Annotated in this window: 16 protein-coding genes; 11 read left to right on the top strand and 5 right to left on the bottom strand. The window is 65.6% G+C overall.

Annotation, left to right across the window (positions count from 1 at the left end):
* Nucleotides 1–23: 23 nt before the first annotated feature.
* Complete coding sequence (gene mqo / locus NGM28_RS04810; protein WP_252088870.1) at nucleotides 24–1,592, bottom strand: malate dehydrogenase (quinone); 1,569 nt, start codon at nucleotides 1,590–1,592, stop codon at nucleotides 24–26.
* A gap of 173 nt (nucleotides 1,593–1,765) precedes the next feature.
* Here mqo and NGM28_RS04805 point away from each other — a divergent pair, with 173 nt between their 5' ends.
* Nucleotides 1,766–2,986, top strand: coding sequence for a putative DNA modification/repair radical SAM protein (locus NGM28_RS04805; protein WP_011533565.1), 1,221 nt, complete (start codon nucleotides 1,766–1,768; stop codon nucleotides 2,984–2,986).
* Nucleotides 2,983–3,837 carry a TIGR03915 family putative DNA repair protein gene (locus tag NGM28_RS04800; RefSeq protein ID WP_252088869.1) on the top strand — a complete coding sequence of 285 codons (855 nt, stop codon included), beginning with the start codon at nucleotides 2,983–2,985 and terminating at the stop codon, nucleotides 3,835–3,837. Before NGM28_RS04805 ends, NGM28_RS04800 begins: the two co-directional genes overlap by 4 nt.
* An 86-nt stretch (nucleotides 3,838–3,923) precedes the next feature.
* Here NGM28_RS04800 and NGM28_RS04795 read toward each other — a convergent pair whose 3' ends face one another.
* The 3 genes from NGM28_RS04795 to NGM28_RS04785 form a co-directional block, all read right to left on the bottom strand.
* Nucleotides 3,924–4,403: a VOC family protein gene (locus tag NGM28_RS04795; RefSeq protein WP_240063564.1), complete on the bottom strand. Its 480-nt coding sequence runs from the start codon at nucleotides 4,401–4,403 to the stop codon at nucleotides 3,924–3,926.
* A gap of 73 nt (nucleotides 4,404–4,476) precedes the next feature.
* The gene (locus tag NGM28_RS04790; protein WP_252088868.1) at nucleotides 4,477–5,310 is read right to left on the bottom strand and encodes an AraC family transcriptional regulator; all 834 of its coding nucleotides are present in this window, start codon (nucleotides 5,308–5,310) and stop codon (nucleotides 4,477–4,479) included.
* A 193-nt stretch (nucleotides 5,311–5,503) separates the two neighbouring features.
* Nucleotides 5,504–5,953, bottom strand: a complete 450-nt coding sequence (locus NGM28_RS04785) for a VOC family protein (RefSeq protein WP_240063562.1) — start codon at nucleotides 5,951–5,953, stop codon at nucleotides 5,504–5,506.
* A 61-nt stretch (nucleotides 5,954–6,014) separates the two neighbouring features.
* On the opposite strand from NGM28_RS04785, the gene NGM28_RS04780 reads away from it, so the two are divergent.
* From NGM28_RS04780 to NGM28_RS04740, 9 genes are all read left to right on the top strand, one after another.
* Nucleotides 6,015–6,506, top strand: coding sequence for a GNAT family N-acetyltransferase (locus NGM28_RS04780; protein WP_240063561.1), 492 nt, complete (start codon nucleotides 6,015–6,017; stop codon nucleotides 6,504–6,506).
* A 122-nt stretch (nucleotides 6,507–6,628) separates the two neighbouring features.
* Nucleotides 6,629–7,444, top strand: a complete 816-nt coding sequence (locus tag NGM28_RS04775; protein ID WP_252088867.1) for a protein phosphatase 2C domain-containing protein — start codon at nucleotides 6,629–6,631, stop codon at nucleotides 7,442–7,444.
* 325 nt (nucleotides 7,445–7,769) lie between these two features.
* Nucleotides 7,770–8,591, top strand: coding sequence for a TonB-dependent receptor plug domain-containing protein (locus NGM28_RS04770; RefSeq protein ID WP_252088866.1), 822 nt, complete (start codon nucleotides 7,770–7,772; stop codon nucleotides 8,589–8,591).
* Nucleotides 8,592–8,627: 36 nt separating this feature from the next.
* Nucleotides 8,628–9,815: a TonB-dependent receptor gene (locus NGM28_RS04765; protein ID WP_353620510.1), complete on the top strand. Its 1,188-nt coding sequence runs from the start codon at nucleotides 8,628–8,630 to the stop codon at nucleotides 9,813–9,815.
* On the top strand, nucleotides 9,802–11,094 hold the full coding sequence (locus NGM28_RS04760) for an ABC transporter substrate-binding protein (protein ID WP_252088865.1): 1,293 nt from the start codon (nucleotides 9,802–9,804) through the stop codon (nucleotides 11,092–11,094). The genes NGM28_RS04765 and NGM28_RS04760 overlap by 14 nt, the downstream gene beginning before the upstream one ends.
* A complete protein-coding gene (locus NGM28_RS04755) occupies nucleotides 11,091–12,410 on the top strand; it encodes a di-heme oxidoreductase family protein (protein WP_252088864.1) in 1,320 nt (439 codons plus the stop codon). The genes NGM28_RS04760 and NGM28_RS04755 overlap by 4 nt, the downstream gene beginning before the upstream one ends.
* Before the next feature lie 267 nt (nucleotides 12,411–12,677).
* Complete coding sequence (locus NGM28_RS04750; protein ID WP_240063556.1) at nucleotides 12,678–13,250, top strand: ComF family protein; 573 nt, start codon at nucleotides 12,678–12,680, stop codon at nucleotides 13,248–13,250.
* Nucleotides 13,250–13,930, top strand: coding sequence for a hypothetical protein (locus tag NGM28_RS04745; RefSeq protein WP_240063555.1), 681 nt, complete (start codon nucleotides 13,250–13,252; stop codon nucleotides 13,928–13,930). Before NGM28_RS04750 ends, NGM28_RS04745 begins: the two co-directional genes overlap by 1 nt.
* A 104-nt stretch (nucleotides 13,931–14,034) precedes the next feature.
* Nucleotides 14,035–15,078: a YVTN family beta-propeller repeat protein gene (locus NGM28_RS04740; protein ID WP_240063554.1), complete on the top strand. Its 1,044-nt coding sequence runs from the start codon at nucleotides 14,035–14,037 to the stop codon at nucleotides 15,076–15,078.
* 232 nt (nucleotides 15,079–15,310) lie between these two features.
* Here NGM28_RS04740 and NGM28_RS04735 read toward each other — a convergent pair whose 3' ends face one another.
* Nucleotides 15,311–16,654, bottom strand: coding sequence for an OprD family porin (locus tag NGM28_RS04735; protein WP_240063553.1), 1,344 nt, complete (start codon nucleotides 16,652–16,654; stop codon nucleotides 15,311–15,313).
* Nucleotides 16,655–16,661 lie beyond the last annotated feature (7 nt).

Below are 16,661 nucleotides of genomic sequence, written 5' to 3'. Positions count from 1 at the left end.
CTCCTACCTGGATCGCAAACGACTCAAGGCACTTCGGCGGGCGCCAGTTGCAGCACCTCGCTGGTGTAGTTCCACTCCTCCTGCACCTTGTCCGGATGCTCGTTCAGGCGGATCCCGTACGACGGGATGATCCGCTTGATCTTGGCCTGCCACTCTGGGGTGGCGACCTTGTCCTTGAACACTTTGTTGAGCAGGTCGAGCATGATCGGCGGCGCGGTGGAGGCGCCCGGCGAGGCCCCCAGCAAACCGGCGATGCTGCCATCCTTCGACGTCACGATCTCGGTCCCCAGCTTCAGCACCCCGCCCAGGTTTTCATCCTGCTTGATGATCTGCACCCGCTGCCCTGCCTGCCACAAGCGCCAGTCTTCCTTCTTCGCTTCAGGGAAGTAGGTCTGCAGCGCGGCGAAACGATCATCTTCCGACTGCATCAACTGGCCGATCAGGTACTGCACCAGGTCGAATTCACGCACCCCGACCCGCACCATCGGCCAGGTGTTATGCAACGACATGCTGGCTACCAGGTCCAGCAACGAGCCCTGCTTGAGGAACTTGGTGGAGAACGTGGCGAATGGCCCGAACAGGATCATGCGCTTGCCGTCGAGCACCCGGGTGTCCAGGTGCGGCACCGACATCGGCGGCGCGCCGGTGGCGGCGATGCCATAGGCCTTGGCCATGTGCCGCTGGGCGATGGCCGGGTTGTCCGTGACCAGGAACGAGCCGCCCACCGGGAAGCCGGCGTAGTCCTTGGCTTCATCGATGCCCGACTTCTGCAGCAGCGGCAGCGCGGCGCCACCGGCACCGATGAACAGGAACTTGGCGTCGGTGGCCGCGGTGCTGCCGTCCTTGAGGTTCTTGTACGTGACGTGCCAGCTGCCATCGTCGTTACGGCTGATGCCCTCGACTTCGGTGGACAGCTTGAGGTCGAAGTTCGGCCGGGTCTGCAGATAACCCACGTATTGCCGGGTGATCTCGCCGAAGTTGACGTCGGTGCCGATGGGCGTCCAGGTCACCGCGAGTTTCTGGTTGGGGTCGCGCCCCTCCATCATCAGCGGCACCCACTTGGCGATCTGCGCAGGGTCCTCGGAGTACTGCATGGGCTTGAACAGCGGGCTGGCCTGCAAGGCTTCGTAGCGTTTCCTGAGGAAACGGATATTGTCGTCCCCCCAGACGAAGCTCATGTGCGGCGTGGTATTGATGAACGAACGCGGATTCTTCAGCACACCCTGTTTCACCTGCCAGGCCAGGAACTGCCGGGTGACCTGGAACGACTCGTTGATCTCCACCGCCTTGCTGATGTCGATCTTGCCGTCCTTCTCCGGCGTGTAGTTGAGCTCGGCCAGCGCGGAGTGGCCAGTGCCGGCATTGTTCCAACCGTTGGAGCTCTCTTCGGCGACCTTGTCCAGGCGCTCGACCATCTCCATCGTCCAGCCGGGCTCCAGCTCATTGAGCCAGACCGCCAGCGTCGAACTCATGATGCCGCCGCCCACCAGCAGCACGTCGACCCGCTTGGTGTCGGCGGCCTGGGCGCTCCCCACGCCCAATGCCAGGACCAATCCGAGCAAGGCCCATTTCGTTCTTTTCACAATGTTCATGTGCGCTCCCGTGTTCGCCTTTGCCTGCACCGGCAACCCACAGGCACAGGGCCTGCGGTGTTGAGCCTGGGTCAAGCTTAGTCGACTGATTTGCTCAGGCATGATCGAGCTGGCACTTGCAATCAGTCACTCCCCGAAATACTGTATGAATAATCAGTATTTCGAGAATCCCCATGCAACTGATCGCCAAGCTCGGCATCCTTGCCGACGCCGCCAAGTACGACGCCTCCTGCGCCAGCAGCGGCGCGCCCAAGCGCAGCTCGCGAGGCCGTGACGGGCTTGGCGCCACCGATGGCATGGGGATCTGCCACAGTTTCACCCCGGATGGCCGCTGCGTATCCCTGCTCAAGGTACTGCTCACCAACTTCTGCCTCTACGATTGCCAGTACTGCGTCAACCGCCGTTCCAGCAACGTGCCACGGGCGCGCTTCACCCCCGAGGAAGTGGTACGCCTGACCCTCGACTTCTACCGGCGCAACTGCATCAGCGGCCTGTTCCTCAGCTCCGGCATCATCCGTTCGGCCGACTACACCATGGAGCAACTGATCAGAGTGGCGCGCCTGCTACGCGAGGAGCACGGCTTTCGCGGCTACATCCACCTCAAGACCATTCCCGACGCCGACCCGCTGCTGATCGAGGAAGCCGGGCGCCTGGCCGACCGCCTGAGCGTCAACATCGAACTGCCCACCGACGCCAGCCTCAAGCGCCTGGCACCGGAAAAGCAGGCCAGCACCATCCGCCAGGCCATGGGGGTGATCCACCAGGGGCAACAGGCCGTGGCCGGCGAGCCCCGGGCACCGCGCTTCACGCCCGCCGGGCAAAGTACCCAGGTGATCGTCGGTGCCGACACCACCGACGACAGCACGCTGCTGCGCAACGCCGAGTCGCTGTACCAGGGGTACGGGCTCAAGCGCGTCTACTACTCGGCCTTCAGCCCCATCCCCGACAGCCCCGGCAGCGTCCCCTTGGCCGCCCCGCCGCTGCTGCGCGAGCACAGGCTGTACCAGGCCGACTTCCTGTTGCGCGGCTATGGCTACAAGGCCGGTGAGCTGCTGGGCGAAGCCGGCAACCTGGCGCTGGATATCGACCCCAAGCTGGCCTGGGCGCTGGCCAATCGCGATGTGTTCCCGCTTGACGTGAACCGCGCCGAACCGGCGCTGCTGGCACGTATCCCCGGCATCGGCCTGCGCAGCGTACAGCGGCTGGTGGCCCTGCGCCGTGAACGACGGGTGCGCTACGACGACCTGATCCAGTTGCGTTGTGTACTGGAAAAGGCCCGCCCGTTCATCGTCACCAGCGATTACCGCCCGGCCCAGGCCGAACTTCGCAGCGGCCTGCTGCGCGCCCGCCTGCGCGAGCCCCAGGCACCAGTGCAGATGGGTTTGTGGGGATGATCGCGCTCGACTGCGACGATGACTTCGCCACCTGGCGCGACCAGGCTCGGCAGCTGCTCGGCCATGGTATCGACCCGGCCGAGGTCACCTGGGGCCAAGGCCCGATGGATGATCTGCTCGCGGTAGCGGCACCTGCGCCCGAAGGCCCAGGCCCGTTTCGCGCCCGCGTGCCGGCGGCCTTGCTGGCCCAGCTGGAGCAGGCCGGACGCTATCGCGGCGAGCAACGCTGGAACCTGCTCTACGAAGTGCTCTGGCGTGTCGCCCATGGTGACCGTACCGCCATGCTTGCCGGTGACCGCCTGGGCAGTGAACTGCAGCGGCGTATCAAGCAGGTCGGTCGCGAGGCCCATCACCTGCACGCCTTCGTACGCTTCGTGCCACTGCCTGCCGCATTGGCCGAACGCCTGCAACTGGACCTGGTGGCCTATCACGAACCCGCCCACGACATCCTCGACAGTGCCAGCGGCCATTTCGCCGAGCGCCTGGGGCGGCAGCGCTGGCTGATCGCGACACCGCACGACGGCATCCGCTTCGACGGAGAGAACCTGCACCACCACCGCCACTGCCCGGATGAATGGCGCCAGTGGGCACGTAACGCCGAAGATCCAGACGCCGAGCTGTGGCTCACCTACTACCGGCACACCTTCAACCCCGCTCGACTCAACCCGGACGCCCTGCGCCAGCACCTGCCCGGCCGGTTCTGGCGGCACCTGCCCGAAGGGCCGTTGATTCCCGAACTGGTCGGCCAGGCGCGCCAAGGCAAGCAACGCGATGGCCAGGCAATGGAAGTTGGCTTGCAGGCCGGCAAGCGTATTGCCGCCCATGGGACCAAAGTGACGCAGACGCGATGATCACCTCAGCTTCAGCCCCACACCTGTAGGAGCCGGCCTTGCCGGCGAACAGGCCGGCGCAGAGATGCGCCTCGCTCGCCCGGTTCTCAGCCTTTGAGCGCCTGCTCGATCGCCGCGATATCGATCTTGCCCATGGTCATCATCGCTTCGAACGCCCGCTTGGCGGCAGCCCGGTCAGCACCACCCACCGCTTGGGTGAGCACGCGCGGCGAAATCTGCCACGACAGCCCCCACTTGTCCTTGCACCAACCACAAACGCTGGCCTCACCGCCGTTATCGATGATGGCGTTCCAGTAACGGTCGGTTTCCGCCTGGTCATCGGTCGCCACCTGGAACGAGAACGCCTCGCTGTGCTTGAACATCGGCCCGCCATTGAGGCCGATGCAGGGGATGCCCATCACCGTGAACTCGACCGTGATCACATCGCCCTGCTTGCCGGACGGGTAGTCGCCGGGGGCCTGGTGCACCGCGGTCACCCTGCTGTCGGGGAAGGTGCGCGCATAGAAGTTCGCCGCCGCTTCGGCGTCGCCGTCGAACCAGAGGCAGATGCTGTTCTTCGGGGTCATGTCGGTGGCTCCTGTGCCCTTGCCATGTCCCGTCGAGTCTAGCCCTCTACCTCGCGTGGAGTGCCTCGTGCGATCAGCGGCCGGCCAGGGGGATCCACAGGTCGACGTAGCCGACGCCGTGCATCGGATCGAAATCCGGGCTGTACAGCTCGAACTCCGGCGCGTCGGCGGCCTGGTAGCCGGACGCCGGCAACCACTGGTTGAACACGGTGAATACCGTCTGGTGGATCATCGACACGTGGCCCAGGTGGCGGAACACCGCATAATCCCGCGCCGCGAGCCGGAAGAAGCGAAAATTCGCCGCAAGCTCGGCGGTACGGGCCACCTCGACCCCGGCGATGTACTCGAAACTGCCATCCTCCCCCGGGTTGCAGCACAGCCCGTAAGTGAAATCACCCACCTGGCCAGGCACCCTGCCGACATAGGGATCGAAGGCCTGCCACAACCCCACAATGCCCTCGTTGCGCTCGAAGGTGAAACGTTCGCCCAGGCCGGCGACGATGAATTCGGGACGGTGTTCGAAACGGGGTTCAGACAGGGAGACGAAGTTCAGTGCTTTCATGCGAAGGGGCTCCACCAGATTGATCGGTTCATGGGCCTGCCCACGCACCTGGCTCGGCGCAACGCCGAACAGGTCGCAGAAGGCCCGCGTGAATGCTTCGTGGGAGCCGTAGCCGGCCGCCAGGGCGACGTCCAGGATGTCCGGGTGGCCTTCACGCAGGGCTTGGGCCGCCCGGCTCAGCCGCCGGGCCCGGACATACCGCATCACCGGCCAGCCGGTGGCGGCGACGAACTGGCGCGCCAGGGCGAACGGCGACAGGCCGAAATGCCTGCCGACACTTGCCAGGTCCAGGTCAGTATCCAGGGCCGATTCGATGTACCACAGGATGTGTTCGATGCCGCGCATTCCATTGCTCCTCAGTCAGCGCGGCCACCTTAGCAAGTGTGCGCGAGGCCGGTTTGATCGTTCTTGCGCGTGCCAGCCCTGGCAGGCACAGGAACGTTGCAACGAATGTAGGAGCAGATTCATCCGCGATACGCCGCGCCGGCGGCGCTCGATCTCGCAAGCACTGCAAGAGAGGGTGCTAATGACGCCCCCTTCAAGCAACGCCCCGCCCAGCCTGGTGCTGACTGAACGCCAGGTGATAACCGTTGCAATCACGCACACCGAATTCGCGCGAACCGTAAGGCATGTCCTGCAGCGCCCAGGCGATGTCGGCCTTGTCCCTGATCTGTGCGTAATAGCCCTCGACATCGTCGATCACCAGGTAGAACGTCCCCGAGCAGCCCACCGGCTGCTGCCACAGGTCCTGCTCGGTGAAGACCAGGCTGCAACCTTGCAGGCGCGCGGTCAGGGTGCCCTGGGCGGTATCCGTGACGGTAAAACCCAGCACGTCACGGTAATGGCGGCGCACGTTGTTCAGGTCGGGGCAACGCAGAAGCAAGGCGATGGACATGCAAGCCTCGTCGATGGGCGTGGTGTTGGCGCCGATCATCGCCTCGTTGCGACGACCGCGGCAAGCGTGCTGTATGCCGGATTCAGCGCGCATCTGTATCTGCCGCCCTTGGGCTGCAACCCCTAGCATCGAACACTCCGCCCCGGTAGCCGACATGACCGACATCCCCACCCACATCGACGTTCCAGGCCTGACCGTGCGCCGCGTGCGCCCCGAAGACCATGCCATGGTCTGTGCCCATCGCGAGGCCATGTTCCTCGAGGCCGGTGGTGCACCGGAGCGCCTGCGCCTGATGACCGAACACTTCGCCCCCTGGCTGCGGCCACGCCTGGAAGACGGCCGCTACTACGGTTTCGTGCTGCTGGACCAGGAGCGCCCGGTCGCCGCCATCGGCCTGATGGACATTGAATGGCCGCCGCACCCGAACCACCCGACCCTGGGTTTGCGTGGCTATGTGCTGAATGTCTACGTCGAGCACAGCCATCGACGCCGTGGCTTGGCCCGCGGGCTGATGCAACTGGCCGAGGCCGAGTTCGCCCAGCGTGGCCTTGGCTTTGCCGTGCTGCATGCGACCGAGGCTGGCAGGCCAGTCTATGCAGGGCTCGGCTGGGCGGCCACGACGGAGATGGCCAAGACCCTCGCCTGAATACCGAACGTATCGTCGGTCAACGCTGATGACTGCCAGCCATGCCCTGGATTTGACGTGCGCCAGCACAGGGTTCAAGGTCGGGGGCCAATGCACGCCCCTGCCCCGACACGGAGATCCCCATGCATTTCGACCTGATCCAGACCCTCAGCCTGGCCGGCAAGCCGGACGTGCCCAATGATGATCGTATCGGCTGCGGCGACCGCCATGCCTGGGTGATCGACGGCGCCACCGACCTTGGCGTGCCCGGTTTACTGGGCGAGCGCGGCGGCGCTGCCTGGCTGGCGAATGCGGCGCAGCGGGCCTTCAGCGCGGCCTCAGGCCCTTTGCAGACGCTGTGCGAAACGGTGTTCCACACCTTGGCCAACGATTACCGGCAAGACCGCCGACGCGAACCTGTGGCCCATTGGGAACTGCCACGCGCCGCGTTCGCCGCCGTGGCGCTGGAAGGCGACGAACTGGTCTGCGCGCACCTGGCCGATTGCGTGGTCCTGCACCGCAGCACTCAAGGCGTCGCCTTCCTCACGCCGGAGCCCGATCGCGAGGCGGAACGCGGCGAAGCGGCTGCCCTGGGCCCTGGCACCGGTGCCCACAACGTGCGCACGCCCGCGGTGCTGGCCGACCGCCGCCAGGCCCGCGAACGGCCTCGGGCCGTGCTCGGCGTCGATGCCGAGTTGTCCCGGGCAGGCACCTGCTACAACCGTGCTCCGGTGGCGCAGGGCGATGACATCGTGTTGATGAGCGATGGCTTCGCCGCACTGTTCGACACCTATCAAGCGTATGCACCGGCTACATTCGTCGAGCGCCTGCTGAACCACGGCCTGATTGATCTGGCGCGTACGCTGCGGGAGATCGAGCAGGAGGACGCCGCCTGCCTGCGCCATCCACGCTTCAAAATGAGCGATGACGCCTCGGCGATCTGGTTGCGGGTGAGTTGAATCCTGTGCAGGCAGTTGGGCTGTCCGCACCGGCCCATTCGCCGGCAAAGCCGGCGCCTACAGGTGCAGCGTTGATCTTGAGGGTGGCGCGCAGATACTTTCTCGCACCAATCGATATATATTTTTGTATACACCGTTGATTCCCAGCACACCCAAGGCTAGGATGAGCGCCGCTCGACAATGCTCCCTTTAATTGTCAAGTGAAACTAACCCGTCGATCCCCTGGGGAGGGCTGATCGACGGGTTTTTTAACGCCCATCGCTGTATATAAAAATCTATAACGAGGCCGCACGCCCTTGGAGGCAAGGCCCAGCAAGGAGCTGTCATGAAGTCGCTAGCCCCCCGCCTGTCCCTGGCCGCGCTCGCCGCCATGGCCACTTCGGCCGCACCCGCCGCCGACCCGCAAGCCCCCTTCACCCTTGGTGAAATCCGCGTCGCCGCCCCCCAGGACGACAAGCTGGCCACCGGCAGCTCGGTGGTCGAGGCCGCCGACATGCGCCTGCACGATCGCGAGACCGTGGACAAGGCCCTGGCCCTGGCACCCGGGGTGAACGTCGCCTACATGGGGGGCCGCGCCGAGCAGGTGGTGTTCGTGCGCGGCTTCGATCGCCTGCAGGTGCCGGTGTTCATCGATGGCGTGCCCACCTATGTGCCTTATGACGGCAACATCGACCTGGGCCGCTTCACCACCTACGACCTGTCCCGCATCGAGGTGGCCAAGGGCTTCTCCTCATTGCTGTACGGCCCCAACACCCTGGGCGGGGCGATCAACCTGGTGACCCGTCGCCCCACCCAAGCCTTCGAAGGCGAAGTGGGTGGCGGCCTGGAGCTGACCGACCACGGCAACGTCAACGCCTACCGCAGCTACGTCAACGCCGGCTCCAACCAGGGCAACTGGTGGATGCAGGGCGGCGTGTCCTATGTCGACTACGACTACACCCTGCTGCCGGACGACTTCAGGCCGACCAACAACCAGCAAGGCGAAGGCCGCCGCGAAAACAGCGACAAGCGCGACGGCAAGTTCAGCTTCAAGCTCGGCCTCACCCCCAACGACACCGACGAATACGTGCTCGGCTATGTCCAGCAGCAAGGCCGCAAGGGCCAGCCGCCCTACGCCGGCGACCTGCCCGCCACCGGCCAGCGCTAGCGCTGGTGGGAGTGGCCGACCTGGGACAAGACCAGCCTGTTCCTGGCCACCAGCACCCGCTTCGGCGAGCACGGCCTGAAGACCCGGGTCTACCACGACACCTTCAAGAACTCGCTGGAAAGCTTCGTCTACAACAACGGCATCGTCGGGCCACTGCAGCCGGGCTTCCCGAGCAAGTACGACGACGAGTCCAGCGGTTTCTCCATCGAAGGCGACCTGGCCGTGACCGCCAGCAACCGCCTGGGCATCGCCTACCACTTCAAGGAAGACGTGCACCGCTCCCGCGACGGCGGTGATCCGTGGACGCATTTTCGCGACCAGACCCAGTCCTTCGCCCTGGAGGACACCTGGAAACTCGACGACATCTTCAGCGTGGTCGGCGGCGTCTCCTACAACTACCGCAAGAGCCTGGACGCCGAGAACTTCGGCACCAGCAGCGCCTCGCCACGGGTCAAGACCCTGTACGACGAGCCCACCGGCAGCGACGACGCGGTCAACGCGCAACTGGGCCTGTTCATGAACACCGGCCCCCTGCTGCACATCGACCATGACGGCCAGGTGCGCCTGACCGTGGCGCGCAAGAGCCGCTTCGCCACCATCAAGGACCGTTACTCGACACGTTTCGGCACGGTGATCCCCAGCCCCGACCTCAAGTCCGAACGCGCCACCCACTACGAGTTGGGCTATGCCGGCTCGCTCGGCAGCCTGTGGTCAATGGATGCGGCGTTGTTCGTCAGCGAGATTGAAGACTCCATCCAGCAGGTCACCGTCGCGCCTCAGCCAGGTTGCGCGGCCCCCTGCGGCCAGTACCAGAACATCGCCAAGGCGCGTAACCAAGGGGTGGAACTGGGCCTGAAAGGCGACATCGACGACTGGCAACTGAGCGCCAGCTACACCTACCTCGATCGCAAGAACCGCAGCAACCCCGACATCCATCCGGTGGATACGCCACGGCACAACCTGTTCGCCTCGGCCACCTGGAACCAGGGCGCCTGGCGCCACACCGGCAGTGTCGAGTCGGCGTCGCGGCGCTACAGCGCGTCGGATGGCACGCAGATCGCCGATGGCTTTGCCATCTACAACCTCAAGACCGGCTACACCTTCGCCAACGACCTGCGCGTCGAGGCCGGCGTGCGCAACCTGTTCGACCGTCTCTATGAATACAGCGAGGGCTATCCGGAAATGGGCCGCAACTACTTCGTGCAGTTCAATGTGCCGCTGTAACGGTTGGCTGCTGGCGGCGACCCTGCTCTGCGGGGTCGCCCGGGCCGAGCCGGTGGTGGTGCTGACCAGCTACCCCGAGGCGATGATGACCCGCTTCGAGGATGCCTTCGCCCGGGCTCACCCCGAGCACCGGCTGCAACTGGTCTGGCGCCAGGGCTTCGATGCCCTGCCCTTCCTCCTGCAACCCGGCCAGGGTGGCGTGGATGTGTACTGGGCGCCGTCACCGGGCAACTTCGCCCGGCTGGCGCGGCAAGGAGGCTGGCAACCGCTGGGGGTCGACCTCGCCGGCTTGTCGAAGCGCATCGGTGGCACCGCATTGCGCGACCCAGGGCAGCACTACCAGGCCACCGAGCTGGCCGGGTTCGGCTTTGCCACCCACCCTCGGTTGCTGCGCCAGCTGGATGTGCCCACGCCAAGGGACTGGCCGGACCTGCTCGATTCACGCCTGCGTGGCCACATCGCCTTGCCCGACCCGGCGCGGGTGGGCTTCGCCCCGGTCTTGCTGGACATCGTGCTCGACGCCTATGGCTGGGAGCGCGGCTGGGCGCTATGGAGCGAACTGGCCGGGCAGTCGCGCCTGGTCAGCCGCGGCGGCACATTGGTCAGCGACGAGGTCGGCAGCGGGCGCGCCGCCGTGGGGTTGTCCATTGATTTCTTCGTCGCCTCGGCCATCGCCAATGGCGATGACGTGGGCTTCGTCTACCCCACCCATGGCGGGTTGAACCCCGCGCACATCGCCATCACCGCCCAGGCCAGCCACCCAGAAGGCGCACGTGCGTTCGTCGGCTTCGTGTTGTCGGAGGAAGGCCAGAAACTGCTGGCCGATCCGGACATCCGCAAATTGCCGGCACGCCCCAGCGTTTATGCCCAGTTGCCGCAGGGCTACCACGACCCATTCGCCGCCGCGCGCCAGGGTGCCTATCGCTACGGCAACGATGCCTCCCGCGAGCACCTGGGGCTGGTGACTTCGCTGTTCAGCCAGTGGCTGGGCCAATCGCACCCAAGGCTGGTGGCGCTGTGGGGCCGCGTGCACGCCGGCGAGGCCAGCGGGCACGACTTGCAGGCTGTGCGCGCTTGCCTGACCCAGCCGCCGCTCAACGCCGAGCAGGCGCGTTCGCCTGAACTGCTGGCCCTGTTCGCCCAGCGCCAGGACCATGGCATGCAGCCGGCGCCCAGCAACGAAATCGACGCGCTCGGTCGCCAGGAAATCGGTTGGCAGTTCCAGGCCGCGCTGCGCTTCGCCGAAGCCGAGCGCCTGCTCACGGGAATGGGCCTGTGAGGCGCCCCGCCCTTTTGCTGTTGGCACTGGGCCTGAGCCTCCCGGTTGCGGCGCGCAGCGATCGCGAGGCGTATGCCAGGCCGCTGCCGTCATTGACGGAGGATGCACAGCTGGAGCGCTTCTTCCGTGGGCGTGGCTTGTTCCACCAGGCCTGGGTGATAGCGCCCTCCCGCGATGAAGCCGTGGATGGCCTCGGCCCGTTGTACAACCGCATCACCTGCGTCGCCTGCCATCCACGCAATGGCCGGGGGCAAGCGCCGTCCCAGGTCGACGAGCCGATGCGTAGCATGCTGGTGCGGTTGTCGGTCGATGGCCGTGATGGGCATGGCGGGCCACGTCCTCACCCGGCTTATGGCGACCAGTTCAATGAACAGGGCATTCCCGGTGTGCCCGGTGGTGGTCGAGCCACGCTGAGCTGGGAAACGCATACCGTCACCCTGGCCGACGGTGAACAGGTGGAACTGCGCAAGCCGCGCGTGCACTTCGGTGAGCTGGCGTATGGTCCTTTGAACGAGGTGAAGACTTCGATGCGCGTGGCCCCGCCGGTGTTCGGCCTCGGTCTGCTGGAAGCGATCGAGGCCACCACCCTGCAGGCCCTGGCCACTGAACCCAAGCCCGATGGTATTAAAGGCCGGGTGAATCAGGTCTGGAGTATCGAGCGTCAACGCCTGGAGCCAGGGCGTTTTGGCCTCAAGGCCAACCAGCCCGATCTGCGCCAACAGATCGCCAGTGCCCTGCACGGTGACCTGGGCATCACCTCGCCGCTGTATCCGTTGCAGAACTGTTCCCCGGCCCAACGGGCCTGCCAGCAAGCCATCAGCGGTGGCGAGCCGGAGCTCGATGGCCTGCAACTGGCCGACCTGCACTACTACTTCGCCCACCTCGCCGTGCCGCCACGCCGTGATCGCGACAACCCCGAGGTGATCAGGGGCGAGCAGCTGTTCACTGAGATCGGCTGTGCCGCGTACCACAGGCCAAGCCTTGAAACCGGTATGCATCCTGACTATCCGGGGTTGTCGCATCGACGTATCGCGCCCTATAGCGACCTGTTGCTTCACGACATGGGCGAAGGGCTGGCCGATGGCCGCGAGGACTACCAGGCCAGCGGCAGTGAGTGGAAGACGCCGCCGCTGTGGGGGCTGGGGTTGAGCCAGGTGATCGCGCCGGGCAGCGGCTACCTGCACGATGGGCGGGCGCGGACGTTGGGCGAGGCGGTGTTGTGGCATGGCGGCGAGGCACAGGCGGCGCGGCAGCGGTTTGCCGGGTTGAGGGCGGGTGAGCGGCGGGCCTTGGTTGCATTTCTGCGGTCGCTTTGAGGAGCGTGCGTTTTTCGGCTGTTCGACGGGAGAGTTGCAGTGTCAGTGCGATCGAGCGCCGCGCGAGCGGCGCTCGATCTCATGGTCTCTGCCACTCTCCCGCCCCCAAAGACGCCGACGTTGAATCCAGCAAGCCCCCGAAAAACAAGGAAAAGGACTACAGCAAATACGGAAACCATGAAGTCGATCCCACCACGAGTCAGACGCAAGATGGCAACTCGGCCCACGAGGGCCACTCTCATAGTCTGACGTACAAGGAAGCACTCCATGGTCATCCATCCCCTCCCCGCCAACTCCGCCTGGGACTTTGGCATCAGCCTGGACAAGCACATCGTCTCCAGCGTCCCCGTCGGCCCCAACGAATACGGCTACATGCAGTTCGACACGGTCAGGACCGCCATCGGCGAGGCGGTGTTCCAGCTCAAGTACCGGGACAACTACAAACAGGTGGAATTCCTCGCCCAATCGGTCGCCGGCGCACTCGCCGGCCGCCGCTTCGACGTGGTCCTGCCCATGCCCGCCAGCAAGCAGCGCCCGCGCCAGCCGGTGTATGAAGTGGCCCAGCGGGCCGCCGCGCTGCTCGACGCCGGCTACAACGAGCAAACCCTGGAGAAACGCTGGAGCACCGGCCTGATGAAAGACCTGGCCAGCTACGAGGAGCGGGTCAAGGCACTGGCCGGCTGCTTCACCGTCAACGCCAACCTGCAGCCCGACTCCGACATCCTGGTGCTGGACGACCTGTACGACACCGGTGCATCGCTGGAGGCCGCCTGTACCGCCCTGCGCGAATACGCTAGCATCCGCAGCATTTCTGTCGTCGCCCTGACGCGGAGGCACTAATGCCCAGGGTCTTCATCGCCGGCTCCATCACCATCAAGCGCCTCCCCCCACAGGTCGAGGCGAGGCTCGACAACATCCGCTCATCCGGGCTGGACGTGCTGGTGGGGGATGCCGGCGGTGTGGACCATGCCGTGCAACGCTACTTCCATCAAGCCCTCTACCCGGCCGTCACCGTCTACTGCAGTGGCGACACCCCTCGCCACAACGACGGTGGCTGGCCGCTGACGACCGTGCTGCCGCCGGCCAACGCCAAAGGCCGCGCCTTCCATACCGCCAAGGATCTGGCAATGGCGGCGGACTGCGACTACGGCCTGATGATCTGGGACTGCAAGAGCCCCGGTACCCTCGGCAACGTCCTCGAACTGCTGGGGCGCCAGAAAAAGTCCGTGGTCTATCTCAAGCCATTGGAACAGTTTCGGACCATCACATCGCCAGGCGACCTCCAATGGCTGGTTGCTCAGATGGACGACACCGCGCGGCAGGAGGCGGACAGGAAGATCTCACTGTCGAAGAAGATCACCCGGCTGTGTGCACCTGAAACAAGCGACGACATTGCTGCCAGCTTGCGCGCGCGCATCGAGGAACACCGCCTGCACATTGCCCGGCACGAACAAAGCATTGTCGAGCTCCAGACCAGGCTGGCAGCGCTGCAACCCATGGACGAACTGTTCCCCGACTAGCCTGCCAATACAGCCCGTTCAATGTGATTCGAAACTCTGGCACCGAATCACCGGTCACACCCTTTGAGCATGCAACAAGGAACGCCACTCAAAGGAGATTGACCATGCCTCACTCGCGCCCCCCTTTCTTCCTTCCTGCCCTGGCCAGCGCCCTGCTCGCCTGTGCACCTCTGGCCAGTGCCGACGACGTACTGCTGGTCGGCAACAAGGCCGACGCCAGCGTGTCGGCCCTGGACACCCGCAACGGCCAGGAGATGGCCCGCCTGCCGGTCGGCACCGGCCCCCACGAAGTGGTGGTCAGCGGCAACGGCCTGCTGGCGGTGGTCGGTAACTACGGCGCCCAAGGCACGGCCAACAACAGCCTGAGCGTGATCGACTGGCCGACACGCACGGTCATCCGCACCATCGACCTGGGCCAGGACGCCCGCCCCCATGGCATTCGCTTCCTGCCCGACAGCCAGCGGGTGGTGGTCACCACCGAAGCCAGCGAACGGCTGCTGATCGTCGACCTGGCCCAGGGCAAGGTGCTCGACCGCATCGATGTCGGTGGCGGCAAGCCGCACATGGTCGCGCTGTCGCCCGGCGCCGACCGCGCCTATGTCACCCATGTCGACAGCGGCACCCTGTCGGTGGTCGACCTGCTGCACAAGAAGAAGATCGCCGAGATCCCGACCGGCTCGGGCAGCGAAGGCGTGGCGGTCACCCCCAGCGGCAGCCAGGTGTGGGTCAGCAACCGCGGCGGCAACGAAGTGGTCATCGTCGATGCCCAGCGCCTGGAGGTCACCGACCGCATCCGCACCGGCCTGTTCCCGATCCGCGTCGCCATGACCCCGGACGGCAAGCATGCGTTGGTCACCTGCGCCAAATCGGCGGAGCTTGCCGTCATCGACGTGGCGGCCAAGAAAGAGATCAAGCGTATCGGCCTGGCCCGCGAGGGTGCCGAGTACCGCCGCACGATGCTCGGTGAAGAGGCGCTACCGATCGGGGCCGTGGTTTCGCCCGATGGCAAGCGGGTCTATGTGGCGATCAGCGGGGGCGACGAAGTCGCGGTGATCAGCACCACCAACTGGACCGAGAAGGCGCGCTGGAAGGCCGGCCCCGAGCCGGATGCGCTGGCAATCGTGGTGCAGCCGAAGGAAGACAGCTGAGGTCGAGCGCCGCCCGCGGCGCATCGCGGATGAATCCGCTCCTACAGGCGCAGCGCAGCATGTTTGTAGGAGCGGCTTTAGCCGCGATGCGCCGCGCGGGCGGCGCGCGGTTAAATGGTCGCTGCAATTCGACCTTCAAACCCATAAAAAAAGGCGCCTCGCAAGAGGCGCCAAAACATTCACCCTCAACCAAAGGAGCACGCAGGCTTCTCAAGGTGAATCCAGGATGTGATCAGAGAATCGACAGCGGGTACTCGACGATCACCCGCACCTCGTCCAGGTCCGACTCGAAGGCCGTGGCCCGGGTCGTGGCCTGGCGCACGCGCAGCGACAGGTCCTTGGCCGCGCCGGTCTGCACCACGTACTTGACCTCGATGTCGCGCTCCCAGCGCTTCTGCTCGGTGAGCGGGTCGCCGTTGTCGTCGCGGCGCATGTAGTAGGCGTTGGCGTGGCTGTAGTCGGCGTCGCTGCCGCGGCCGTAGCGGGTCATGAACGACAGCCCCGGCACGCCATAGGCGGCCATGTTCAGGTCGTAACGCAGCATCCACGAACGCTCCTTCGGCGAGTTGAAGTCGCTGTACTGGATGGAGTTGTCGAGGAAGATCGAGTCGGACTGGCGCAGGTAGTCGAAGTCGTCGTCACCGTTGTTGCGCTGGTGCGTGAGTGCGAGGGTGTGGGCGCCGTAGCGCACACCGAGCTTGGCGCTCCAGATGTCGTTGTCGAACTGCCCCAGGCGCTGACGCCCTTCATCCCTGGCGTTGTAGAAGTTGAAGCCGCCGATCAGCGCCAGTTCGTCCGACAGCGGCCAGGTCACGCTGGTGCCGGCGTAGTACTGGTTCCACACGTCCTTCAGGCGGCTGCCGAACAGGCTCACGCTGACGTTCTCGTTGATCGCGTAATCGCCGCCACCGTAGGCGATCCACGGCGAATCCACAGGGCCGCCGTAGAACGTCACGAAGTTGTCGCGCAAGTCGCTGGACACCGGCTGGCTCATGGCATGCAGGCGCCCGGCCTGCAGCGTCAGGCCCTGCAGGCTGGTGTTCTCCAGGGTGACGCCGCGAAAGCTCTCCGGCAGCAGGCGGGAGTCGCCGGCCGCCACCACTGGGTTGACCGGGAACACATCGCCCACCCGCAGCACGGTGTCGAACAGGCGCAGCTTGGCCGCGCCGCCGACCTTGCTGTACTCGTCGCGGGCCTGGCCGTCGCTGTCCACCGGCAGCACGTCGAACGAGCTGCGCCCGCCGTTGCGCCCGCCGCCGGTGTCGAGCTTGAGCCCGAGCATGGCGAAGGCATCCACGCCGACCCCCACGGTGCCCTGGGTGAAACCGGATTCGAAGCGGGTGATGATGGCGTGGGCCCAGGCTTCGGAGTAGCCGTTATCGCTCTCCTTGCCACGGTTGTAGGTGGGGGCCGGGCCGTCGCGGTGGTCACGGTTGAAGTAGTAGTTGCGGTTGAGCACGCTCAGGCGGCTGCCCTCGATGAACCCTTCCTGCTGCTCTTCGGCGGCCCAGGCGGCCGGGCCGGCACTCGCCAGCGCCAGCAGCGCGGCCAGGGAAAATGTGGGACTGTTTGTCATCCGATGC

The sequence above is a fragment of the Pseudomonas sp. MWU13-3659 genome, assembly GCF_023757525.1.
Lineage (GTDB): Bacteria > Pseudomonadota > Gammaproteobacteria > Pseudomonadales > Pseudomonadaceae > Aquipseudomonas > Aquipseudomonas entomophila_E.
The sequence above is the reverse complement of the archived record's forward strand: the minus strand, read 5'-3'. Positions and strand labels throughout refer to the sequence as shown.